This is a genomic window from Vibrio ponticus (assembly GCF_009938225.1).
GTDB classification, from domain to species: domain Bacteria; phylum Pseudomonadota; class Gammaproteobacteria; order Enterobacterales; family Vibrionaceae; genus Vibrio; species Vibrio ponticus.
In genome coordinates, this window is the sequence record NZ_AP019657.1 from 1,445,922 (window position 1) to 1,471,236 (window position 25,315).

Below are 25,315 nucleotides of genomic sequence, written 5' to 3' on the forward strand. Positions count from 1 at the left end.
GCCGCCGCGACATTAGTATCCCGTCTATCGATAAAGGAATTATCGATACCTACCCTACGAGTACTCACTCAGCCCGAATGCGTACTCGCGTATCCCCCAGAATTATCTCCGAGATTGCGCGCGAAATTATCATAATTAGACATTTGTTGGCAATGACTTTTCACATTTCCAACACCATTCGCCATCAACGTTCACTTTTTGGTTTATATAAAGAGAACAATTAACGCATTTAACATATCAAACCGCTGGATATGCAATAAGTACAAATGCTTAGACACCTCTATTAATAGGCTCTTAGTAATTAAGCTAAAACTTAAGTACCAGTCTAATTTTGTTTAAAGTTACGCTATCGCAGTCGATTTCGGACAGTTATTTAATTCAAGTCACTTAAATTTCTCATTTTTAATACGATCTAATTTCTACTTTTCCAAACCGTCAACTAGTCTTTAGTTAAGCAATACATTGATTTAGTCAACAAACCAAATGCCATCTCTTGTCATTTTGCGTCGCATAGGGAGAGAATCGTGAGAATAACAACGACAATACTAGTTGGCAGTCTGTTCGCTAGTAACTATCTAAATGCTCAAACTTTAGAGCAGGCTGTTGCGTTAACTTTGGAAAATAATCCAGAGATAAAGCAAGCCTATAATGAATACCAAAGTGCGGTGAAAGAGCATGACGCTTCGGGTGGCGCTTATCTCCCAAGCATTGATCTCGATGCTGGTATTGGTTATGAAGGTATTGACCCTGCCGATTCTACAGGTCGAGAGGATACGGACTTAACCAGAAAAGAAGCCACGCTAAGTTTGACTCAACTTTTGTGGGACGGTAACGCGACCATCAATGACATCAGTCGTACAGGCGCTGATGCAGAATCCATCCGACTACAACTCATCTCTGATGCCTCAGATATGGCGCTGCAAGTAACGCAAGTTTATTTGGATGCCGTCAAAGCGTACGAAGTGCTTGCTTTATCAGAAAGCAATCTTGCCGTACACAAAGAAATTTACCGCGATATTAAAAAGCGCGCCGATTCAGGCATTGGGTCGACAGCTGATGTTACTCAGGTCGAAGCTCGTATTGCCAAGGCTCACGGCAACCTGCTCGCTGCGCAAAATAATATGATTGATACTCACACTCAATTTAGACGCTTAGTCGGGCAAGAACCTCTCGGTCTTATCTACCCACGAGCTGATATCACCAAGCTACCGCTGTCTCTAAGCGAAGCTATTGACGAAGCTTATGACAAACACCCAGTGATCAAAATTGCCAAAGTCGATGTCGACTCAGCGCGCTACCAATATAAGCAGTCCAAAGGTAACTACTACCCGACTATCTCGATTGAAGCGAGCCAATCTTGGCGAGATGACGCAGGTGGCGACGAAGGCAGAAGCGACGAAACCTTAGCGATGCTGAGACTGCGCTATAACCTTTACAATGGCGGCAGTGATCAAGACCTGTCTGAACGCGCGGCATACCAGCTCAACAAAGCGAAAGATCTCCGTGATAATACTTATCGTCAAGTTGAAGAAAGCTTACGTCTTTCATGGAGCGCACTCGACTTGACTCTACAACAAAAGAACTTTCTTGCCGACCATGTCGATTCAGCGTCTGAGACTGTCATCGCTTACGAGAAGCAATACCGAATTGGTAAGCGTACCTTACTCGACCTACTGAATACAGAGAATGAGTTGTTCCAAGCGCGTAAAGACTATTTAGACGCCCACTATGCCGAGCAGTACGCGAAATATCGCGTGATGAATGCGACTGGTAACCTCCTCGACGCTTTACTCATCGAGGTTCCTAACGAATGGACAGAGAAGGTGGACTACTAATGAAACATTCATATAGATTACTGCCACTTCTACTGAGTATCACTGTGGCACCCCATGCTTTTAGCAACGATGAAAATGACGAGTATGATTACATAGCGACACCAGAAGCAAATCAGATTGCTGACCTTATTGACGATGATCGAGATGGCGTAATCAACGCTCGTGACTTATGTGTTAGTACTCCAGAAGGCTCATTGATCAATAATGATGGTTGTGGGCTTATTGTTGAAACGGAAGATGAAATGCAACTACGTATACTGTTTGCTAATGACTCTTCACAGATTTCACCAATCTTTGAAACGCAAATTCGCAACATGGCTGATTTCTTGAAACGTTTTCCTGAGACAGCAATAGAAGTACAAGGCTACGCCAGTAAAGTGGGCTCGCCTGAATACAACCTCGCTCTATCAAAACGACGCGCGGTCGCAGTAGAGCAAGAACTATTGAGCAACGGCATAACGCCTGACCGCGTAACCATCGTCGGCTACGGCGAAACTAACCTCGAGGCTTCAGGCGATGATGAGCTCGCCCATGCCAAAAACCGTAAAGTGACTGCAACCGTCGTCGGGTATGATGAAGAAGCCGTTAAAGAGTGGTCGATATTTAGTGTCATTGAGAAATAACGCAGGAGCGTTAGCCTGACTAAACAAAAAACGCCTCGGAATAACGAGGCGTTTTTTTATGAGGCTTACAGCTTATTTGTTTTTTGGCAGAGAGATGTGCAATAACAAATAACCAAGGATTGCAGCTGTAGTCGACCCCATCAAAATACCTAAGCGAGCGTATGTATCAAACTCAACGTTCGTTTGTCCAAACGCCAATGAAGAGATAAAGATCGACATGGTGAAACCGATACCACACAGCACAGAAACCGCAAAGATATGGAACATCGAGATACCTTCTGGCAGTTTAGCGACACCAGACTTAACCGCAATCCAGCTAAAGCTGAAAATACCTAGTGGTTTACCAATCAACAAACCTAGCGCAATACCAAGTGGTAACATTGACGTTAGACCCGCCATTGAAACGCCCTCTAACGAGATACCAGCGTTGGCGAATGCGAACAGAGGCAGAATACCAAACGCAACATAAGGGTGCAGCGCGTGCTCCATATGTTTCAGTGGAGATTTCTCACCTTTATTGCCCTTTAGTGGGATCGCAAAACCAATCACAACACCCGCCAATGTCGCGTGAACACCAGACTTAAGTACCGCAACCCACAGAATCGCACCCACTATCATATATGGTAATAGCTTAGTTACATGACGCGAGTTCAAAACAAACAGTGCAGCCGTCATCGCAAAACCGATCGCTAGTGCTGTCGTTGACAAATCACCTGAGTAGAACAAGGCAATAATCACTACGACACCTAGGTCATCAATGATAGCAAGTGCCAGTAAGAAGACTTTTAAGCTCACTGGTACACGGCTGCCTAATAGAGCCATGATACCTAATGCGAACGCAATATCGGTAGCCGCTGGGATCGCCCAACCTTTAATCGCCATTGGTTCATTGAAGTTAAATGCGAGATAAACCAATGCTGGTGCAAGCATACCACCGACGGCAGCAATTGCAGGGAAGATTGCGGTTTCTTTTGATTTCAGCGCACCTTCTAACAGCTCGCGCTTCACTTCTAGACCGATCAATAGGAAGAAGATCGCCATCAGACCATCGTTGATCCAGTGCGATACAGACATACCGAATACATAAGTATGCAAAAATGCTTGGTATGTTTCATTTAGTGGTGTATTTGCGATAGTCATTGCAATTGCAGCTGCAATAACCAGTAGCACGCCTCCTGCTGATTCCATTTTGAAGAAGTCGCGAATGATATCACTCATGTGATCGTCCTTATACTTATTATCTTAACGATTAACGAAGAATAACTTGAGTGTATAGCTATCCTTAAATTGATAAAAATCGCTTGTTCGGATGTTATTATTCGGAAATAACGAAACAAACGAGCAAATTGAACGCAATATCCGCAGAATTCAATTCTGTAACAAACTCTATTCGTGCTAGAACTCCCTGTATTACAATATGTTAACTAGAGTATATCGAGTCAAAAGATAAGAAAAATAGACGATATTCACAAATGATTCACAACAGCCAATTCTCACACATTAAGAATCCCACTTAGTGCTAATAACCGGCTAGCTGCATAAAACCTTGAATTTTGTGACTACCGTAGGTGGTCACAGGACCTTCCCAATATGGCATTACAAATGGCAACCATAGATTCGTGTTCTGTGCTTGCGTGGTTAAGTCTATACCATATTTCGGTACAGTAATTTGCCAGCGCAACGGAATTGATTTTTGACCCGCTAAAATCTCTTCGCCTAAAGCAACGATAGCGATATCTTCGGGCTTAATCGCAATCACTTTACCTGAGTTGGTTGAAAGCGTGGCGACGACATGGTTCGGCGCATCTTGATAACGATAGTGGTGTGCTGAAAGCGTGGTTTGGTTGTCTAAATGAAATACAAACCAATCCCAACCTTTTTGCTTAACATCTAGTAAGCCACTTCCCCACTCCTTACTCATCCAAGCCTTGCCTTGAACGTGAATCGAAGAACCATTGCCAAGATCAAGCTCCCCTGAAACATCAACAAAAGGGGCGGTTAAATTGTGCGAAGCGAGCTTATTATTCTCACCTTTTGATACATAACCTCGCTCACCAGGCAACACATACGGACCCGCTACTGTACTCGATAGATGAACAGAAAACTGATCGGTATCAACCTTTAATTCTCCTGGAAAAGGCGTACCGTTTAACGAAGTCCATGACCAATTGTCCAGCCAAAGTTTAAATGGTTCATTGACTACGCCGGCTTGACCAATACCACCTCGAGCGATGCGTTGCTCTTTCCAAACTCTGGAGTCATTCGAAACAACGATGTGCGATATATACAGTTGAGAATTTTGCCAGCCTGGAACGTCTTGTGGGTTATTGGAAATACGAAAGTAGCTCCATTGAATACCATAGCGATTACCCGCCTTATCTTGGACGTTGGCAAACAGATGCCACCAAGCATGTTGGTAAGCCGTATTCTGACCAACGTCTCTTGGAATCGCGACAGGATTATCTGCCGTCACCGCTTTAAATTCTTCCGTGGTTTGCGTATAAAGCAAATCCGCTTGAGAATTCATACTGTTTACCGAAACATCTTGGCTCTCATCAGCAAAAATATAGATAAAAGCAAGTACCAAACCGATAGTAGCAACCAGGTTCAGAGCCAAGCGATTAAAACGTGAATTCTTCTTTGTCGTACGCTTCATTTACAATGCGTCCCTTAACGACTTCATTGGTGTGTTTCTGATTAGGCGCAGTACAGGCATTGCCCCTGCAACAACCAACGAGATCATCGCCAGCATTATCGTGTTGATGTATTCCTGCGGAATAAACTGCAGTTCGATAGTCCAACCAAATGACTGCTTGATAACAATATCAACCACTAGGTTTGCTAACGCTAAACCTAAAGGCATCGCCACAATAATCGCGATCGCGCCAAAGACGAAAAGTTGCAAACTGCCCATCAAAACTAACTCTTTGCCCGACATACCGAGGCAGCGGAGCAATGATACGTGTCGCTGACGGGCGACTTCACCCGCAACGGTCGAGAAGAAGATACCGAATACTGCGATAACCAGCGTAATACTGCCCAACGTATCGGCAATGGAGAAAGTACGGTCAAACACATACATCGCTTGTTTATGAATACTGCCGTTATCGAAAATTCGCTCAGAACTCAATCTAAATACCGATTCCATGCGACGCTTTAACCCATCAGGAGAGACGCCATCTTGTAAAACAGCACCCAGTGCAACAGTGCCTTCACCAGCAAAGCTATAAAGCCAATTTCGATGCGACATTAACACTTGGTTATATGGGTTACCATAGTCGTAATAAACCCCGACAACTTGCCAACCCTGCCCCGCTTTACCATAGAGATTAATATAGTCACCCGGACGAATATTTAACTTGAGAGCCATAGACTCGCTCACCATCACACCTTTCGAGTGATGCAAGTGATACCAGTAATTCGGCACACCCAGCTTCACGGTCAGCGCAGCCAACTCGCCTTCTGAAGCGCCAGTACTCACGATTTGCAATGAACCGTTTGGCGTTGAGGTCTCTTCCTCCCAGCGCCACCACACAGATTTCACTTCTGGTTGTTTAGACAGCCATGAACTCAAACGAGCCGCCGAACTGCTGTTAGGATGGATGTAAAGATCCGCAGCCAAACGTTGAGTCAGCCATTTGTCGGTCGTGTCGCGGAAACTACCAACCATGGTCTCGATACCAATATTTGCCGCCATCGCAAGCATAAATGCCATTGTTGCGACCCCACGATAACTCATACTCGCAGCAGCATCTGAGAAGAACCAGCGTACTTTCACCCAGCGCATTGAGTAACTAAAGCTGGTAAACAAACGCCATAGTAAGAAAGGAGTAAATAGAGCAACGCTTAACAGCATCAACGCAATGATCGCAAACCCTGATTCTTGGGTTTGCTCAGCTTGGTAAATCGCTATCGCCGCAACCGCGAGTGCACAAGCGATCAAAGCTTGAATCGAGAATTCAATACCAGTAAAGCGCATTAACGATAAACGTGTGGTCAAACGAATCGGCTGAGAACGGAGTAAACGAACCAAAGGCCAGGCACATGATGCGAACGCCCCCGTTAGTGCCATCGCTAAACTATATAGACTAGACTTGAGAGTCCAATGAATCGCCAAGCCCACATTCGCCTTGTAAAGTTCTTCAAGGCTTGCCGAAACGGTTGGGATCAATTGATTCGCAAGCAACATACCAAACACATTGCCACACAACCAACTCACCAAAACGAGCACGGCCAACTCTATCAGCAGAGCTTGAGTGAGCAGCCATCCTGAAACCCCGGTCTGACGTAAGATACCGACTAGCGGCTGTCTTTGCGTCAATGATAACGACATGGCTTGATAGAAAATAAACAGACCAACCAAAAATGCCATCATGCCCATTGCGGTTAAGTTCATGTGGAATGCTTTGGTAAGAGAAACTAATTCAGCTTGAGAGCTGCGAATGATCGACAGGCCATGTGGCAAGTTATCTTTTAGCTGTTCTAACTTCTCTTCCGGCATTTCAGCACACGCAATAGAAGAGATACCTGAACTGCGTTCAAGCATACGAAGCAGAGCCATGTCAGCAATGACTCGAGTACCCGCAAGCTTGTTGGTTTGATCGATGATCAGTGGACCTAGATGACTGCCGTCAGCCAGACGAATCGAATCACCATCTTGCCAACGCATATAGCGAGCCAAATCTTGGCTGACTAAAATTGGATATGGAGGCTTCATCAAACCAAGCGAGTTTAATGTTTTCAGCGTGATATCTTTCTCAAGCGCCAACATCGCCACAGAATCGATTCCGACCAACGTTAAATCGAGCTTTTTAGCCGTGGTTATATTGCTGGTTGCAAACGGTACGCATTGAGTAAAGCCCTCACGACGCAACTGAATATAGTATCCCTGAGGAATATGATTGATCGCGTGTTTAGGACGAATACGGTAAGGCAGTGGATTTGAGAATAGCTTTTCCCCATGCTGGTAGCTTTTACGAGCATGGTCGTTTATGGCTGTAACGCCAACTAATAAAGAAACACCGAGAGTGAGACCAAGCCAAACAAGAAGGATTTGAAAAGGGTAACGTCTGTAGTGGCCAAGTAATGCTTTAATTACGGGCCATAACATGAAGCTGTCCCCCTTGCAGACGAATACGCCCTTCCATGTGCAACGCCACTTTTTCACTGTGCGTTACCAGCAATAGAGTACATTCAAGTTGGCGAGTGAGTGACGTTAACAAACGCATTACCGCTTCAGCATTGCGTTCATCCAAGCTACCCGTAGGCTCATCAGCCAGTAACAGTTTAGGCTCCATATAAAGAGCGCGCGCGATCGCCGCACGTTGTTGCTGACCACCCGACACTTCTTCCGGGTAGCGGCCTAATAAAGGCATTAAATCGAGTGCAGATAAGATTTGACGCCACAAACCTTGGTCCTCAGGCAAGCCTTTCAACTGGCGACAAAAACGAATATTGTCAGCGATATTCAAAGTAGGAAGTAAATTGAACTGTTGAAAGATAAGACCGATATTATTGCGGCGATAAGCGGTGCGATTGCTCTCAGATTCTTGATGCATGAGAAAGTGTGGAAATTCAATCTCACCAGAGTCCACCACATCAAGGCCAGCAATCAAATTGAGAAGTGTACTCTTACCTGAGCCGCTCTCACCCATTAAAGCGATTTGCTGCCCTTGCGATAATGTTAACTCAGCACCTTGTAGAACTGGGTGAAATTCACCGCCATCTACATAGCCTTTACACAGGTCTGTTAGTCGTAACATCTATCGCTCACTATCAAAAAATTGAGTTTGTGAATTTACACCAATTCTCGTCTAGTAGGAAGCGTTTTGGATGGCAGATCACACACCTCTCAATAGATTACATAATTAAAGCACTATCTTTCTAATTTTCAATCAAATTTTTCAACCATTTCTTACTTCTAACACGGTAAATAGAACCGCCCCACTTGACTAATTCTTCAGTTAAAAACAGCACATAAATTGCTTCAGGTTTCCATCCCCAGTAAATTGCTGCCACAGCAGCCAAAGGAATGCCAATCAACCACTGAGCAACCAAATCTTGATAGAGACAAAACTTAACGTCACCACCGGCTCGTAACACACCAACAATCGCCATCATCGGAATACAACGGAGTAAAAGACCAAGGCTCAAAACAACGATAAATTTATCGGTCAGAGCTCGAGTTTCCGGGGTAAGTGCACTAAACGAGCTTAGAACCAAGTCTCGACATAAATAGAGCAAAATCGCGACCACTATTGCCACAACCACACTCAACAACATGATACCTATTGCTTGATAATAAGCTTCGTCATACTTTTTCGCCCCGATTTGGTTGCCGATCAACACCGCTGAAGCATTAGCCATACCGATTAACATCGCAAGCGAAATTGACTCTACCGGCGTCATCACTGAGAGGGCTGCCAGCCCCTCCACCCCAGATTGTCCCATGATGGCGTGATAAGCGAATAGACCACCCGCCCAAGCTAAAAAGTTGAGAGTGGTTGGCATGGACAACTTTAAGAAGCGAACAATTTTGTCAAACTTCAACGTGGTTGAAATATCGCTAAAAGAGAACGCTAACAAGTGCTTTTTGTAATGGAGATAACCATACAAACAGGCAACTTCAATCACGCCACTTATCACGGTTGCAATGGCCGCGCCTTTGATGCCCAATGCAGGCATGCCAAACTTACCAAAGATCAACACCCAGTTTAGGAAGATATTCGAAAGGATACCGATGCCACTAAAAAAGGTACTCAAGCCCGGTTGGTGAACGGCACGTAAGCCCACCGCCATACTTGCTACACAAGCAACGGCGAGCATGGTTACCGAAGTTATCACCAAGTACTGGCTACCCAGTTGTTTTACCAGTTCGGAGTCCGTGGTTAACCCCATAATCTGACTTGGAAAAAAAACAAACAACGATACGCTCAAGAGTGCGAACAGCGTTGCCATAAACCACGTCAACGCCGTACTCTCTCGTACGCCTTGTCTATTTGCCGCTCCCCAATACTGAGCGGTCAGCATCGCCCCACCCGTTGTGACGCCAACCAACATAATGGTGGTCACAAAGGTCGCCCGTGCCGCGACACCAACCGCGGCAATTTCAGCTTCACCAAGCTGACCCAGCATCAATACATCGACTAAGCTGCGGCTAGAGAACATGATGCTTTGCAAGGTAATCGGCAATGCAATCGCAAGAAGACGACGAAGGAAGTCTCCTCGGGTATGAGAAATAACTTGGGACAGAAGCATCAAAAACAACCTCAACTATTTTGCTTAGTCATATTGCCAACGCGGCCGTACATTATATACTCAATTAAAAACAAGAACATACATTTAGGTGCATAATGAAGAAAGTTCTGGTGCTCGGCGCTTCTGGCTATATTGGTTCTCAGTTACTCCATCAACTCTGCAATCAAGGTTACAACGTAACTGCCGCAGCGCGCCAAATAGAGTATTTGCAAGCGAGAACGCTCCCCCATCCTCTTCTCACTATCACCTATCTTGATCTCGCCGATCGAGAAGCAACACTCAAGTTAGTTCCCCAATTCGAGATTGTTTACTTTCTTGTTCATGGCATGGCACAAGGGCATGACTTCGTAGACTATGAAATATCACTAGCAGAAAACTTCACTGCCGCACTTGATAAAAGTAATATCGAACAAGTTATCTATCTGAGCGCCATTCAACCTCAGACTGGTAATTCCGAGCATCTTAAAGCTCGCCGTATGACTGGGGAAATCTTAAGAACAAGTCATATACCAATTACCGAAGTCAGAGCTGGCGTGATTATCGGTCCAGGTTCCGCCGCTTTCGAAATTATGCGCGATTTTGTCTATAATTTGCCTGCCCTAGTAACCCCAAAGTGGGTGGATTCCAAAGCTAATCCCATTGCGCTACCAAACCTCAATCACTACCTACTCGAACTTGCCAAAAAACCAACCGATGAACACAAGCTTTATGAGGCTGGCGGTCCTGACATTCTCAGCTATCGCGATCAATTCAAAGTAATATGTGCTGCCAGTCAACGTCCCTATCGCTTATTTGCCACACCTCTGCTAACCCCAAAAATTGCATCCTACTGGCTAGGAATGGTTACCTCTGTACCATCCAATATTGGTAGTGCTCTGTTAGCTGGATTGGAGCATGACTTTATTGCCGACTCGAGCGAACTTGAACAACGTTTCCCGCAAAAAATGATTCGCTTTAAAGAGATGGTCACCACCAGCATCGCACAAGAAGGTAAGTTTGTACGTAGCAACGTCTGGGGCTTTGATCCTGCCGCTTTAAATCGTTGGCAAGCAGGTTATGGATACTACCCAAAGCAAACCGGGGCAAGTATTGAAACTGATCTCTCTACTGAACAGATCTGGCAGGTCGTTAAAACATTAGGTCGCCGAGACGATCCATACTTCTTTGCCAATTATTTATGGCGCACCCGCGAGTGGCTCGACATCTTCTTTGGTGGTCGCAAACCGATTCGCCGCATGCCTGAGGGACCTGAGCTTAAAGTTGGCGACTTTATCGACTCATGGAAAGTGATACGCTGTGAGAAAAACCAATTTCTATCGCTACTTTTCGGTATGCAGGGACCGGGACTGGGACGCTTAGAATTCACCATTACAGATTTGGGTGACAAACGAAGCCTCAACATTACAGCTTGGTGGCATCCGCAAGGATTTCGCGGTCTGCTCTATTGGTTTGCAATGATGCCTGCGCATCTATTCATTTTTAAAGGGATGGTCAAAGCCATTGTTAAAAAAGCAAAGCCTCAGGCACCGGAAGAATAAAACAAACGCCCAAGTTAACACGGTAACTTGGGCAGCCTGTTTAGATTAAGAACTCACCTTCCCGCTCTGGCTGATAAGTAATATCTTGTATTGTCACATCGACATTAGAGCCATCAGGTTTAGGCCATTGAATGGTATCCCCAATAGACAAGCCCAATAAAGCACTGCCAATCGGTGCCAAAATCGAGACCTTATCAAGGCTATTGTTCATATCTTTTGGATACACTAACGTCATTTCAAACTCTTTTTGCGTCGCTTCAATAACAAAACGCACACGAGAGTTCATCGTCACTACATTGGCGGGTATTTCCTGCGGAGTCACGATATTGCCACGTTCCAGTTCCTCTTCTAGTTTTTCTGTTGAAACTGCACTGCGTGGTAGAGATTCAATTAAATTATAGATTCTATCTACATCAAGTGATGAAAGGGTAATTTCAGGTTTGATATTCATACTGTCCTCATACAACAAAAATACGCTTACCGTACTTTTTTCAAGACATCCTCATACCAAATAAAAGCCTCCAGACTTCGGAAAAAGTCTGGAGGCTAAATCGTATGAGCAGAATTGTCTGACAGTTAATGTGCCTAGTTATACATCTTTAGGCAAATAGCAATGACCAAAATGAGCGGTCACGCAGTATTTTTTACTGCTAATTTCAATATCTACCCACATCCATCTGCTATTGCTAGATATATGAAAGATCTAAACGAAACCCTAAACCTTTCAAACTCACTATTTCGCGTAGTATTTATCTTCGATCATCTGTTTCAAGATATCAGTTTGTGGAGCAAGGAATAGTTGAGCACCTCTAAGCATTGGTTGGAAAGATTCCTCTTCTCCTACAGGCTCTTGTGGTTCAGGGTAACCAGTATTGCCACTTGCATAACAATAGTTTCTATCTTTCCACTCACCTATTTCTTCGATGGTAACACCGCCTACCTCATCAACCACAAAATCAAAGGCAGCCCAACATGTTGTCGCTTGACCCGTTGGTGGTGAGAAAACACGACGGTAGCCATTGTAGTTTAATTCAATTCGCGCCGGAGAATCAGAGATACTACCCGCACCGCTAAATCGATATACGGCATAACTATAGCGACCGGCATGAGGGAAAGAGCTCACTGTCGTTACTTCAGGACCAAAGCTACTTGTATCATCAACATCCAAGGCAAACGTCGATTGACCGATCGTCACATTTTTGTTGCCATAATAGACAGAAAACTTCTGCTCACCTGCTTCACTGACTGGTCCAAAGAAGTGAGTATCCAAATCTCTTGGCTCTTGCCCCCACGTGAGACTAATTACCGCTGCCGCAGGTTCTAAAGACAAGCAATCCCCAAGTTGGGTATCTACACTACTTGTTTGAATCGTTGATGTACGACTTAAACCTTCACCGGTAACGACAGAAAGCAATACGGATGAATTGAATCGTGCAGGCACACTAAATTGACCCTGTGCATCCGTTATGCTCCAAGCCGTACCAGTATAATTCACACCTTGCGTTCTAACTTGAGCAAAAGGTGCGAACTCCCCATTGCCATCAACCACACAACCACGAATTTGAATGGTTTGATAACGAATATCTGCATTCCAAGTGGTGAAATGCGATACTGTGCCTTGGTAATATCGGCTAACTGGTCCATTGATTAGCTCGGCAGTCCCTTCTTCTACCCAATAGCCTGTCTCATCATCAAAATAATAAAGAGGAATCGTTGCAGGTGGATTTATCGCACCAGACGACAATGGAATACGTATCGTCGCAGTTTGACCATCAGCTAAGTTATAGTTGTTCTGTGCTTGGTCCGAGAATGTAACGCTGATTGCACCAAAACTCTCGATATGACCGACTTCGCCTGTCACAGGATCGACCGTCTCAAAGTTACCTGGCATTAAGTTAGGATCAATACTTGGGTCAATGATGGTAATCTCTGCATTGACATCACCACTTGGCGCTCGACCATTTTCATCAACCAGTGCGTTTTCATTCAGCGAAACAACCGACAGACCTTCTACGACTAGCTCATTCGTGTTCGTTGGCGTAAAAGTAACCGTGGTATTCACTGGTTGGAGGAACACATTCACAATTTGATCTCGGTTAGTCACAATTTGACTGTACTCACCGAAGTTTTCAGCATCGGCATGAACCACTATGCGTTCAGCTTGGTCAAATAGCACGACTTGCAACTCACCTTCTGCATCGGTCAACCCAGTGCGAACGAGAGTTTCATCCTCTTTAAAAGCAGTGACTGTCACATTCGCTTGAGGGATGAGTTCACCATTGAAGTAGTTTTGTGTGGTTAGTGACAATATTGTACTTGGTAAAACCGTGACGGTACGAGTTTCGCTCGCTTGGTTACCCGAGCGATCCGTTGCTGAATAGTTCAGTGTGTAAGAGCCCGGAGTCGCGCTATCGACTGAACCCGTAACCTCGACTTCAACCGAGCCTTCGTATAGATCTAATGCACTCCAACCCGGCTCTACAAATTCTTCTCCAGCAAGCATTTCTAAGATGACTGCACCATTTAACGACAAATCAGGCGCGAGTGTGTCATTAACGATGACTATCCTTTCTACGGAAGACGAGTTACCGGCAACATCTGTAGCGGTGTAAGTGACAGTGTATGTCCCTAGAGTATTCGTATCGACGTCACCACTGATGATGACATCCACTTCTTCATCAATATCATCTTCAGCCGTTGCCCCACTTTCGAGATATTCGGTTCCCGCTTCTACGGTTACACTCTCTTCACCAATTAACGTCACAACTGGCGGCGTAACATCAAGCTCACAGCCACTCAAGATCAGTGCGGCTATCAAACTCATAGAAAATTTCTGACTTGTTATTCGCATTATTCGTTCCTTTAAATAGACAATCCTAGTTTTATTTTCAAAGTAAATACCTTTCAAATAAAATAACTAGTCACATCAAAATAACTTAAATAAAACGCAGAACAAAAAATTCAACATTACATCTCTAAAGGATATCAACAATGAGAAATCAACATCATAACTTACAGCAATAATGATAATTACAACTCAAGCCAACAATCAAATCAAATCAAATCAAACCAACAAATAAAACTAGCACTTTAAATTCATTTAATAACAATCAAGGCAAACTTTATTATTAGTCAAATATCAATATAGCCGAATCTCAACAACCTATTTAACTAACTTTCCAAGACGCTGTAATCTTGAAGTAATCGCACCTCTCGATCTTTGATGTGCATGTGCTAATGCTGCAATACTCATCCTCGTATCAAATCCCTCAACAAGTTGGTGTTCCTCCTCTTCCGACCAAGGTTTACCGGTATTTGTTGGTCTTGTCGTTTTACGTCTTTGTTTATTAATTTCATTATTCATCACATCTTTAGCAATCCAGAGAGCACGAATAACATCAGGGTGATTAAAGCTGTGCCCCCTAGGTAATACTTCACCATTAATCGGATCAATACCATCAGCTAAAGCACTGATTATTTTTATAGCATTAGATTTATCCATTAACTTTCCTGTTTGCTTTTAAGTAAAAAATACGCTCATTAATCAGTTGAGTTGATATAGATATTTATCTTATGCAAAGTTATTAATCACATCGCCAAGTAATGAAATGGATCAATACAACCAAGATTAATAACCGAGCGATCGTAAGGTTAACGAATAATGCAGACTTATAGCGAAAAAATAGAAATAAAGAAGCTAAGTAGAGATGGCAGATGACGCAAATAAAGAAGAGAAAGTAGAGTTTTTAGATAGAATAAAAACGTGCAGCTCTAACATACATCAGAGCTGCACGAAGCATTTTTTAACTCACAATGATTACTTTAGGTTTACGTCTAATAAACCAGAAGCAAGTGCAGGCGCTAAGCCCGGAGTAAGTGGCAAGCGAGGAATCACTAAACAGTGCATTAGGTGGTAAATGTCTTGTTTACCATCCCATACTACGCTTGTACCTGCTTGGTTATTTACATCAAGCTCTTGCCACCATGAACAACCTTCGTAGTCAATTAGGTAAGTACGGCAGTAATCCCACCATGTGCGGTACCAATCTTCGTATTTCTTCTCACCTGTTACTGCGTATAGCGCGTAAGCTGTACCGATCGCTTCAACAGGCGCCCAACGGATACGCTCACGTACAACTGGCTTACCGTCCCAATCAACTGAGTAAACGAAACCTGGTGCACCATCTACATGCCACGCATCGCGAACCGTTGCATCAAACAGACCAATCGCATCTTCTAGCAACCACTCAGGGCAATCAGCACCAATTTCTAGTAGCGTTGCACGTAGGTGACAGATTAAGCGACCCCACTCAATCCAGTGACCAGGTGTACCGCCGTACGCACGGAAGTGGCTTGCTGGCGTTTCTTTGTTGTAATCTGGTAGTGGATTCCAGTCAGCATCAAAGTGTTCGTTTACACGGTAGCTTAGGCTCTTCGCGGTTTTGTTGATCATGAACTCAGTGATATTTAGTGCGCGATCTAGCCACTTCTTATCTTTAGTCACATCGTAAACGATTAGGAATGCTTCCACAGAGTGCATCGCCATGTTACCACCACGGTAATCTTCCGTTTCAGTCCACGCTTGATCCCATGACTCGTAACACATCTGCTTCTCTTCAACCCAGAAGTGTTTTTCGTACACAGTAATGGCTTCATCAAGCAGAGCATGTGCACGTGGGTGACCTGTTGTAACCGCACTTGCCGCACCTAGTAGTACGAATGCGTGCTGGTAGCCTTGTTTCGATGAGTCAACGATACCCTCGCCTGAGTTATCGATTGTCGCGTACCAACCACCGTGAGTGTGATCTTTTAGTGGACCTTCAAGAGCAGCAATACCGTGCTCAACCAGATCATACGCACCAGGACGACCCATGTGTGCAGCAAGCGCGTAACAATGCAGCATACGTGCAGTGATCCAAAGACGAGTGCCCATCTCCTCACGAATGTTACCGTTGTTACCCACCCAACCAAATCCGTTAGGAACCACTGAACGACGGCCGAATTCAAAGATACGATCTGTTTCAGTATCTAACCAAGAGGTGTGAGATTTGGTGTTAATCCACTTCATATTTGTTTCCTATTATTTCTTATATCTATTTAATTTGGGTATTTAACTTAAGCGGCGATTTGCTTGTTTTGAGTTATCAGTTCGCGGCTTGAGTTCGAATTTCTTCAGCTAGGGTGTGTACATCAAAGAACACCACTTGAATCTGGTTATCCGGTAAGCGGATAAACCCAAGTGCACCTTGACGTCGCAGCAAACCTTCATTGACGATTTCTAAATCTTTAACTTGTATACGTAGGCGCGTCGCGCAGTTGTCGATTCTGCCTGCAACGATGTTCTCAACACCGCCCATTGCTTTAAGGATTTTTTGCGCCTTAGCCTGTAAGTTGCCTTTATCGTTAATCATCGACTTTCTCTCTTGTAACGAAGAACCAAATACGCTTTGGTGCTTAATGAAATTGTGTGTAGCTAAATGTACTGTCTAGACGCGGCACCCTTGCGTGCCGCGTTTACTCAATGGGCTACATGATGCCCGCTAATTGAGGTAGACCGATTACCAATGATGGGAAGAATGAAATCAGGAAGATGATTGCCATTTCTACGATTAGGAATGGAATGATTTTCTTAGAGATTTCAGATACAGATACCTTCGATACACCGGATGCTACGAAAAGTACTAGACCCATTGGCGGAGTTGCCAAACCGATAGAAAGGTTTGCACACATAACCACACCGAAGTGTACTGGGTCGATACCCGCTGCTGTCATGATTGGCGCGAAAATCGGAGCAAAGATTAGGATTGCAGGACCCGCGTCTAAGAACATACCAATGATGAATAGCAGTACGTTAATAATCGCAAACAGTAAGTAAGGGTTATCAGTAATACCATTCATGAAATCAGCAACCATGGTCGAAACACCAGATAGACTGATTAGTGATGCAAAACCACTTGCCGCTGCAACGATGATAAGAATCGATGCTGCGTTTACTGCTACTTTCGCGAACAGTGCGTAAGTTGCTTTAACGTTAGTCGCTTTAATGATGTATAGCGAAACTACGATTGCGTAAGCTACTGCTACTGCAGCTGCTTCTGTTGGCGTAAAGATACCACCGTAAATACCACCAAGAATGATCACTGGTGTCATTAGCGGAACAATCGCTAGACGGAATGCTTGGCGACGCTCCATCGCTGGTGCACGTTCCATTGCTTGTACTTGTGGGTATTTTTTGATCTGGAAGTGGTTCATGATCATAAGACCCACACACAGAATGATACCTGGAGTCACACCAGCCAAGAACATTGCTGCTACTGACGTGTTCATAACAAACGCGTAGATAAGCATGATGCCTGATGGTGGAATGATGTTACCAAGTACTGTCGCCGCTGCCGTTAGTGCTGCAGAATAACCAGTATCGTATTTGTACTTCTTCATTTCAGGAAGCAGCATACCGCCGATTGCTGAAGTTGCCGCTACCGCTGAACCAGTCAGTGCACCGAAGATTGTTGCCGCGAGAATTACCACGTGACCTAGACCACCACGCAAGTGCTGAACCATTGTCTGAGCAAAAGCGATGATACGTGGTGTAATACCACCCGCCGTCATACACTCGCCCGCCAACATAAAGAATGGTAGAGCAAGCAGTAAGAAGCTATCTAAGCCAGAGTACAGGCGTTGATAAAGCATGTTCGCAAACAACATTTGGTCGTTTTGGAACAGAGTGATCATCGGGGATAAACCCAATGTAAATAGTACTGGTACGCCGACGATAAGCAGTACTAAGAAATAGACTAGAAAGATTGGAGATACCATAGTTTAACGCCTTCTTAAGATGCTGCTGTTGGTTCTAGATTCGCCTCTTTCTTGCTTTCAGGCGCGTCAGAACTGTCTTCTTCGATTATTGGTGCTTCGTAAAGAGCAACCGTCGCTTGGCTTTGAGAAACGTCAGTGAAATCTCCTAAAATGCCACGAATAGACTGGATACATTTTTGTAGTGCGTAAACACATGTTACTGTCATCATTACTGGTGGAATCACGTAGATGACATACATTGGAATTGGCAAACTGTCGGCCATTACTGAACCGGTGTTGTAGAAGTTCCAACCAAATTTAATCCAAACCGCAAATACAAGAATTGCTGAGATATGCGCAACTAAAGCAAACAATGCGTATAGTCGAGGGGCTTTTTTCTCCACAATTTCAGTTACGAATGTCATTGCAATGTTTTTGTCGGCCAAGTACACGAACGGCAGGCAGAGATAAGTCATGTAGATCATCAAGAAACGCGCCATCTCATCTGTCCAGCTTAAAGGCACGTTAAGTACATAACGGAAGAGTACTTGAGCGACAACCATCACTGTCATCACGAGAAGTAATACACCAGCAACGTGGCGTAGTAATTTCGCAACAGGGGTAGTCACTGTATTCAATGCTTTTTCTATTGTTTTTAGCATAGAATCACCATCATTTTTATAGGGCTTTGGGAAATTGGGTGCCGAGGTAAACAGCACCCTGTCTTATTATATTTATTGTTAAATTACGCTTTGCCGTTTGAACCAAACAGGCGGATTTTGTGGCGAACCACTTCTTTCATTGAAGCGATACCGGTATTCATCACATCAGCAAGTACGTAGTCCTTCGCGTTTGCTTGCCAGTGCGCTTGTACACCGTCAATAAAGCCTTGGCGTAATTCAGTATCAACGTTGATCTTCGCTACACCACGTTTTACCGCTTCGATTACTTGGTCATCTGGCACACCTGAACCACCGTGAAGAACGATTGGTTTTTGCACTGCTTCTTTGATTTCTGACAGACGGTCAAACTTCAGTTGTGGGGTAGTTTTGTAAACACCGTGCGCTGTACCGATTGAAACAGCAAGGTAGTGAACACCAGTACGCTCAGAGAAATCCAATGCTTCAGCAACGGTAGTGATCATCGCGTCTTTTTCATCAACTGTGATGTCATCTTCTGTACCACCAATCTTACCGATTTCACCTTCAGCACCTAGTCCTAGCGCGTTTGCTACGTCTACTACTGCTTTAGTGATGCGTACGTTCTCTTCGAAATCTAGCGCTGAACCATCGAACATAAGCGATTGGAAATCACAGGTCGCAGCTTCCATACATTGCTCGAACTTACGGCTGTGGTCTAAGTGAACACACACTGGTACCGTGATTTGGTGGTATTCGATCAATGAGTCAATCGCAGTACGAAGTGGTTTCATGCCCATTTCGTTAATTGCTTTTTGACCAATTTGAATCATGATTGGCGATTGCTCTTCTTGAGCCGCTAGTAGTACTGCTTTGATCGTTTCTAGGTTGTGAGCTGTGAAAGCACCGATTGCATAACCGTTTTTCCACGCTTCGTTAATCATTGTGTTACCAGATACGTAAGCCATTTTATTTCCTTGTAATATTTTTAGTCTTATCGACTCTAATTTTGCTAAGACAGAAGTTACCAATCCAAGTTGTCAATTTCTGTTAGATGGATAACACTTTCTGTCACTTTAATGACATTCATTGCCATAAATGTACACGGAGTCACAAAACACTCAATAAGCATAAATTTCTGTTAGAACTCAATATCTCATCATTTGCTATATAGATATAACTTACTGTTTCAACGAAATATTGACTGCGAAACTAACCAGCGCAAACAAAGCCCTACCCCTTTAGAATTAGGGCATCAACAATAATCGATTACTTATTAATATTCGTGATTTCGCAACTTATCTCTTCATTTTTTCTGTAAGGGTAAGTTACGTATTCATGGTCTTTCATCGTCAAAACAAATGAAGATCCATGCATCTAGGCAATGAAAAATGGACATTTCAAAAGAAACAATAAGCAACAAAAACCATACATAATGTCAGAAAATGTTGCTTAATCTTCATTTTAGATAACCAATTTACGGTCAGTTCTTATTTCACTTTTGGTTCAAGACCTGAACTTACGCGTAGCTGCTCTAGTACCGCAGTCCAGTCTTGACGACCACGACCTGCCGCACGAGTTAAGTTGTACATTTCACGAGCCGCAGCGCCACAAGGCATTGGCACGTTAACTTGGTTAGCAAGATCCAACGCAATACCAATGTCTTTATGCGCTAGGTCGACCATGAATACTGGTGACAGATCGCCTGCTAGCACCTTACCTGGCCAAGTCGTTGTAAAGTGACCTTTACCTGCAGGTGTGCCGCTCATCACTTTCATTGAGGTTTCCCAATCCAGACCAATGGCTTCAGAAAGCGTCGCTGCTTCAGCAGAAAGGGCGTTTAACGCGATACTCATGTAGTTGTTGATGATCTTAACGCGGATACCTTTACCTGCGCCGCCACAATCAACCGTCTCATTACCCATACAATCAAACAGTGGTTGAGCACGCTCTACTTGTTCTTTTGTGCCACCAGCCATGATAAGTAGCTCACCACGAACCGCATGCTCAGAAGTACGGCCGACTGGCGCTTCCATCATTGAGAAGCCAAGTTCTGTCATTTGTTTAATTAGGCTATCAGTCTCAAGCGGGTGAATTGTAGACATGTCGATAAGTAGTGCATTTTTATCGAGTGTCGTCGTAACACCGTTCTCACCTAAGATCACATTTTTAACCAGCGTACCGTTTGGCAGCATAGTAACAACGAATTCCGAATCTAATGCCGCATTAGCAGGCGATGTCGCTGCTGTCGCGCCTTGTTCAACTAGCTGCTGGACTGCATCTTGGTTGATGTCAAAAACTTTTACTGAGTGGCCGCCCTTGATTAAGTTCAGCGCCATTGGCGTACCCATTTGACCCAAACCAATAAATCCAATAGTAGACATTGTTCTTTCCTTCACGTTAGCGATTAAGTTGAGACAAATATAAACATAAAATGACATTGCAACCGTAACTAATGTCACATTTTGTTGTTTTTTGTTTGTTTTGGTCGTTTTGTGATTGCAGTCCTAGTTAAAACTACAGATGTGAATATACTGCAGACATCAATTTGCGAAATCGCAATCCAATAAAGTAAACCTATAGAGATTAGAATTATGACAATTGCATGTTTAGGTATTACGGTTCTCGACCGTATTCAACGTGTAGCTTCTTTGCCAACAACAGGTGGTAAATACGTAGCAAAAGATTACTTTGAAGTTGGCGGAGGTCCTGCTGCGACAGCGGCTGTCGCGGTTGCTAAGATGGGTCACCAAGTCGATTTCATCGGTCGTGTTGGTCAAGATGGTGTGGCAGATACCATGCTATCTGAGCTGGCTAGCTATGGCGTAAATGTTGATAAAGCTGTGCATGTCGCTGGCGCATCATCAGCCTTCTCAGCTGTTCTAGTTGATGATGAAGGTGAGCGAATGATCATTAATTACCAAGATCAATCACTGAGCCGCGATCCAAAGCAACTTGAAACTATCGACTTTTCACAGTACGAAACCATACTCACTGACGTACGTTGGCCAGAGGGCGCAAAGTACGCTTTAGAGCAAGCAAAAAAACACAATATCCCTTCTGTACTAGACGCTGACCTTTCACCAGATTCTATTGACGAGCTTGTGAAACTAGCCGATCATGTGGCGTTCTCTGAGCCTGGCCTTGAAAAGTTCACTGGTTGCAGTGATCCAATTGAAGGTCTTAAAATCGCTAAAAAACAAACAGATGGCAAAGTTTATGTTACAGTAGGTTCACAGGGCTGCTACTGGCTAGAAGGTGACGAAATTTGTCATGAGCCAGTAATCAAAGTTGATGTGGTGGACACAACTGGTGCAGGCGATGTTTTTCATGGTGCTTTAGCGGTTGCGGTCGCAGAATCGAAACAAAGCCGTGAGGCGATTGTTTTCTCAAACCTAGTGGCAGCGTTAAAATGCACTAAAAGAGGTGGTCGAGAAGGAATCCCGGCTAGATCAGAAGTGGACCAAAAACTTCAGAAATAAACAAAAAAGAGGATTAAAGTGACTAATCCCAGACAAGATAAATTAATTCAGCTCGTCAATGACAAAGGCTATTACAGCGTTGAAGATCTCGCAGAGCTTCTTGAAGTTTCTACACAGACCATCCGCCGTGATATTAAAAAGCTCAGCGACGCTCGCTTTGTGATCCGCCACCACGGTGGTGCAAGTTCACCAGCGACAAAAAATAATCTCGACTATGAGGTTCGTAAAGTATCCGATACCGAGCAAAAGCATGCCATGGGCAAAGCAATTGCTGATTTGATACCTGATGGTTCAACCGTATTTATTTCGATTGGTACGACAACAGAAATCATCGCGAGCCACCTAGCGACGAAAAGTAATCTACAGGTCATCACCAATAGCCTGCGTGTAGCCAGTGTTCTGCACACAAACAAGTCTATTGATGTATTGATCCCTAGCGGCAAAGTTAAGGCATTCAATGGCGGTATTGTCGGTACTGAAGCTATGGAGTTCATTTCTAACTTCCGCTTTGATTACTTAGTAACTAGTGCAGCATCGATCGATGTCGATGGCACACTGCTAGAATACGATCTCAACGAAACTGTATTCACCCAAACAGTGATGAAGGCAGCACGTCATGTGTTAGTGGCGATGGACTCAAGCAAGTTCATTCCAAAAGGGTCAATTACCCTTGCTAACATCAAAGACGTTGATTACTTCTTTACAGACTCGAAACCTAGCCCAGCCATTGAAACTGCGGCTAGACAGGGCGAAACAGAAGTGGTTATCTGCTCATAGATACACAGTGTTGTGAACGCATTAACGTAAAAAGCGACTTACCTAAGTCGCTTTTTTTACGTCTATTACTCGCGCTAACCATCGATAAAACGACAATGAAATATAGATAGTGAGCAGATAAAAAAAGGTCCATGACGGACCTTTTCTCTTGATAGTTGAGCGTAGTGAATTAAGTACTATTTGATTGAGAAGCGGTGAATCGTCTTCTCTTCAAACAGTTCACCAGGGTTAAGACGAGTCGTAGGAAAATGCAGGTTATTTGGGCTATCTGGATAGTGCTGGGTTTCCAAACACATACCATAGCAAGACTCATAACGCTCACCGTGACGCCCTACCCAATGCTTGTTTGACAGCTTAAAGCCATTGTAGAACTGTACCGCGGGCTGAGTAGTGAGAACCGTCATCATACGTCCACTTTGCGGTTCATAAAGCTCCGCCGCATAGTTGTACTCGCCTTCTTTTCTCGAACCATCAAGAATACAGTTATGGTCAAAGCCACCTAACGGCATCATCGCTTTATTCAAAGCAATTTGCTTGGTCTCGGTGAAATCGAGACCTGTTCCCTTAACCGATAGAATTTCACCGGTTGGAATGGAGTTATCATATACTGGAGTGTAGAACTGGGAATAAAGCTTCAATTCATGTTGATCAACTGTACCCGAATCATGACCCGCTAAGTTGTAGTAACTATGGTTAACTAAATTAACAACCGTAGGCTTATTAGTAAAAGCTTGGAAGTTATAGTGAACTTGATTGAATTCATCTAAACCAATAGTGTGAGTCACATTCAGAGTACCACCGTAACCTCCTTCACCATCGAGCGATACTCGTGTTAGATGAACGTATGTCGCCTCTTCTTGTTCTTCAATCTCAAAATCCCATACGTACTTATCAAAACCTTTCGTACCACCATGCAGGTGTTGCCCAGTTGGCGCTTCGTTGGTTTCTAATTGAAACACTTCGCCATCAAGCTCATAACGTCCCTCTGCAATACGGTTAGCGTAACGACCCGCTACCGCACCAAAAAAAGGATGACCTCCAAGGTATTTTTCTAGGCTTTCGTAACCAAGCACAACATCCGCTACGACGCCATTGCGATCTGGCACTTTAATTGAAGTCACAATACAACCATAGTTAGTCAACTGCAGTGAGATACCTTGGCTGTTGGTCAGCGTAATCAGTTTTACCGGCGCAGTTTGACCTCCAACCTGCCCCCAATGTTCAATCTTCAGTTCCACGTAGTTACCTCATTTATCCGTTTTATCTTATTCGCCAACTGATACCATCACTATCACTTAGCATTTCTATTTGTACTATCTAAACTGTTTCACTCTGCTCTTTCGTTCCCACTGAGCAGCGAATACCGCGTTGATTAAAGTAGTTGGCAATCTCGCTCACTCGAGCCTGAAATTCATGGCGGTCGAATTGCAGTGATTGCATTTTGTAAGGCAGACCCAATGACCGGTATTTTTCCTCACCCAAGCGCATAAAACTCAACAACTGCAAGATGCTGACTCGACCATCAAGTTCCTGCTCAATAAAATCCGCAGTGGCTGAAATATTGCCGTTATCGTCATTGATAGTTGGTATCACTGGGATCCTTAAAATCAGCGCTTTGTCGAGTTTGCTCAGTGCTTTTAAGTTATTAAAAATCTTACGATTATCAACGCCTGTGTATTGCTTATGTTTGGCACTATCCATTAACTTGAGATCAGAAATAAACAGGTCCGTATAAGGCAGAACCTTTTCAATCCGGTTCCAGTTGACATAGAAGCTCGACTCAAGACAGGTATGAATCCCCTCTTGCTTACAGGCTTTAAACAACTCAACCACAAAATCACTTTGCAGCAAAGGTTCTCCACCAGAAACCGTCACGCCACCGCCTGAACGGTCATAAAATCCGCGATCTTTGCGTATCAGATCCATACACTCATCAACGGACATCGACTCACCCCACTGCTTTATCGCTTCCGAAGGACACTCCTCGACACAATTCAAGCAGCTGGTGCACTGGTGTCTATCGATTTGCTGCAACATCGCGTCAGAATAGATCAGCATTTTGTTATCAGGACAAACATCCAAACACGAACCGCAATGCTCAGTGGAAATGCATTTGTTGTGGTAAACGCCGACTTCAATATCGCGTTTAAAGCTTTCCGGATTACCACACCAATCACAGCGTAGAGGGCAACCTTTAAGAAATATTTCGGTGCGAATACCCGGTCCATCATGTAGCGTGAACCTTTGGACATTTAGCACTATCGCCTGATTTGACACAATTCACCTCAACCTGGTGTTAAAACGTGAAAACCCAAACCACTCATAATCCCAGATACTAGTGGGCAATGGTTTGGGTATCACTGTGGGTTA

21 protein-coding genes are annotated in these 25,315 nt (G+C 44.0%); 5 read left to right on the top strand and 16 right to left on the bottom strand.

Going from position 1 to position 25,315, the window contains the following annotated elements; all coding sequences use genetic code 11:
- The first annotated feature begins 524 nt into the window (after positions 1-524).
- Complete coding sequence (locus GZN30_RS06350; RefSeq protein ID WP_075649650.1) at positions 525-1,835, top strand: TolC family outer membrane protein; 1,311 nt, start codon at positions 525-527, stop codon at positions 1,833-1,835.
- Positions 1,835-2,458 (top strand): OmpA family protein, encoded by a 624-nt coding sequence (locus tag GZN30_RS06355; protein WP_083627174.1) that lies wholly within the window; start codon positions 1,835-1,837, stop codon positions 2,456-2,458. Before GZN30_RS06350 ends, GZN30_RS06355 begins: the two co-directional genes overlap by 1 nt.
- Before the next feature lie 72 nt (positions 2,459-2,530).
- Here the strand turns inward: GZN30_RS06355 and nhaA are convergent, their stop codons facing one another.
- The 5 genes from nhaA to GZN30_RS06380 form a co-directional block, all read right to left on the bottom strand.
- On the bottom strand, positions 2,531-3,676 hold the full coding sequence (gene nhaA, locus GZN30_RS06360) for a Na+/H+ antiporter NhaA (protein WP_075649652.1): 1,146 nt from the start codon (positions 3,674-3,676) through the stop codon (positions 2,531-2,533).
- 301 nt (positions 3,677-3,977) lie between these two features.
- Complete coding sequence (locus GZN30_RS06365; protein ID WP_075649653.1) at positions 3,978-5,114, bottom strand: lipocalin-like domain-containing protein; 1,137 nt, start codon at positions 5,112-5,114, stop codon at positions 3,978-3,980.
- The gene (locus GZN30_RS06370; RefSeq protein ID WP_075649654.1) at positions 5,115-7,568 is read right to left on the bottom strand and encodes an ABC transporter permease; all 2,454 of its coding nucleotides are present in this window, start codon (positions 7,566-7,568) and stop codon (positions 5,115-5,117) included.
- Entirely contained in the window at positions 7,549-8,220 is a 672-nt protein-coding gene (locus GZN30_RS06375; protein ID WP_075649655.1) for an ABC transporter ATP-binding protein, read from the bottom strand. The genes GZN30_RS06370 and GZN30_RS06375 overlap by 20 nt, the downstream gene beginning before the upstream one ends.
- Positions 8,221-8,341: 121 nt before the next feature.
- On the bottom strand, positions 8,342-9,715 hold the full coding sequence (locus tag GZN30_RS06380) for an MATE family efflux transporter (RefSeq protein ID WP_075649656.1): 1,374 nt from the start codon (positions 9,713-9,715) through the stop codon (positions 8,342-8,344).
- Positions 9,716-9,810: 95 nt separating this feature from the next.
- Between GZN30_RS06380 and GZN30_RS06385 the strand changes: the two genes are divergently transcribed.
- Entirely contained in the window at positions 9,811-11,253 is a 1,443-nt protein-coding gene (locus tag GZN30_RS06385; RefSeq protein ID WP_075649657.1) for a DUF2867 domain-containing protein, read from the top strand.
- 40 nt (positions 11,254-11,293) lie between these two features.
- On the opposite strand, the gene rnk is transcribed toward GZN30_RS06385, so the two are convergent.
- The 9 genes from rnk to yihU form a co-directional block, all read right to left on the bottom strand.
- The gene (rnk, locus tag GZN30_RS06390; protein WP_075649658.1) at positions 11,294-11,704 is read right to left on the bottom strand and encodes a nucleoside diphosphate kinase regulator; all 411 of its coding nucleotides are present in this window, start codon (positions 11,702-11,704) and stop codon (positions 11,294-11,296) included.
- Positions 11,705-11,986: 282 nt separating this feature from the next.
- Positions 11,987-14,104, bottom strand: a complete 2,118-nt coding sequence (locus GZN30_RS06395) for an immunoglobulin-like domain-containing protein (RefSeq protein ID WP_083627175.1) — start codon at positions 14,102-14,104, stop codon at positions 11,987-11,989.
- Between the two features lie 312 nt (positions 14,105-14,416).
- Positions 14,417-14,755 carry a hypothetical protein gene (locus GZN30_RS06400; protein ID WP_075649660.1) on the bottom strand — a complete coding sequence of 113 codons (339 nt, stop codon included), beginning with the start codon at positions 14,753-14,755 and terminating at the stop codon, positions 14,417-14,419.
- 315 nt (positions 14,756-15,070) lie between these two features.
- Complete coding sequence (locus GZN30_RS06405) at positions 15,071-16,321, bottom strand: AGE family epimerase/isomerase (RefSeq protein WP_075652653.1); 1,251 nt, start codon at positions 16,319-16,321, stop codon at positions 15,071-15,073.
- 76 nt (positions 16,322-16,397) lie between these two features.
- Complete coding sequence (locus tag GZN30_RS06410) at positions 16,398-16,664, bottom strand: PTS transporter subunit EIIB (protein WP_075652654.1); 267 nt, start codon at positions 16,662-16,664, stop codon at positions 16,398-16,400.
- 115 nt (positions 16,665-16,779) lie between these two features.
- Positions 16,780-18,069 (bottom strand): TRAP transporter large permease, encoded by a 1,290-nt coding sequence (locus GZN30_RS06415; protein ID WP_075652655.1) that lies wholly within the window; start codon positions 18,067-18,069, stop codon positions 16,780-16,782.
- A gap of 14 nt (positions 18,070-18,083) precedes the next feature.
- Positions 18,084-18,710, bottom strand: coding sequence for a TRAP transporter small permease (locus GZN30_RS06420; protein WP_075652656.1), 627 nt, complete (start codon positions 18,708-18,710; stop codon positions 18,084-18,086).
- An 83-nt stretch (positions 18,711-18,793) separates the two neighbouring features.
- Positions 18,794-19,654 (bottom strand): class II fructose-bisphosphate aldolase, encoded by an 861-nt coding sequence (locus GZN30_RS06425; RefSeq protein ID WP_075652657.1) that lies wholly within the window; start codon positions 19,652-19,654, stop codon positions 18,794-18,796.
- Between the two features lie 522 nt (positions 19,655-20,176).
- Complete coding sequence (yihU, locus tag GZN30_RS06430) at positions 20,177-21,070, bottom strand: sulfolactaldehyde 3-reductase (protein WP_075652658.1); 894 nt, start codon at positions 21,068-21,070, stop codon at positions 20,177-20,179.
- 210 nt (positions 21,071-21,280) lie between these two features.
- Between yihU and GZN30_RS06435 the strand changes: the two genes are divergently transcribed.
- Positions 21,281-22,168: a PfkB family carbohydrate kinase gene (locus tag GZN30_RS06435; protein ID WP_083627251.1), complete on the top strand. Its 888-nt coding sequence runs from the start codon at positions 21,281-21,283 to the stop codon at positions 22,166-22,168.
- Between the two features lie 18 nt (positions 22,169-22,186).
- Positions 22,187-22,945, top strand: coding sequence for a DeoR/GlpR family DNA-binding transcription regulator (locus GZN30_RS06440; protein WP_083627253.1), 759 nt, complete (start codon positions 22,187-22,189; stop codon positions 22,943-22,945).
- A 176-nt stretch (positions 22,946-23,121) separates the two neighbouring features.
- On the opposite strand, the gene GZN30_RS06445 is transcribed toward GZN30_RS06440, so the two are convergent.
- Complete coding sequence (locus GZN30_RS06445; RefSeq protein ID WP_075652661.1) at positions 23,122-24,183, bottom strand: aldose epimerase family protein; 1,062 nt, start codon at positions 24,181-24,183, stop codon at positions 23,122-23,124.
- Between the two features lie 79 nt (positions 24,184-24,262).
- Complete coding sequence (gene hpfH / locus GZN30_RS06450; protein ID WP_075652662.1) at positions 24,263-25,222, bottom strand: (2S)-3-sulfopropanediol dehydratase activating enzyme; 960 nt, start codon at positions 25,220-25,222, stop codon at positions 24,263-24,265.
- Positions 25,223-25,315: the final 93 nt, after the last annotated feature.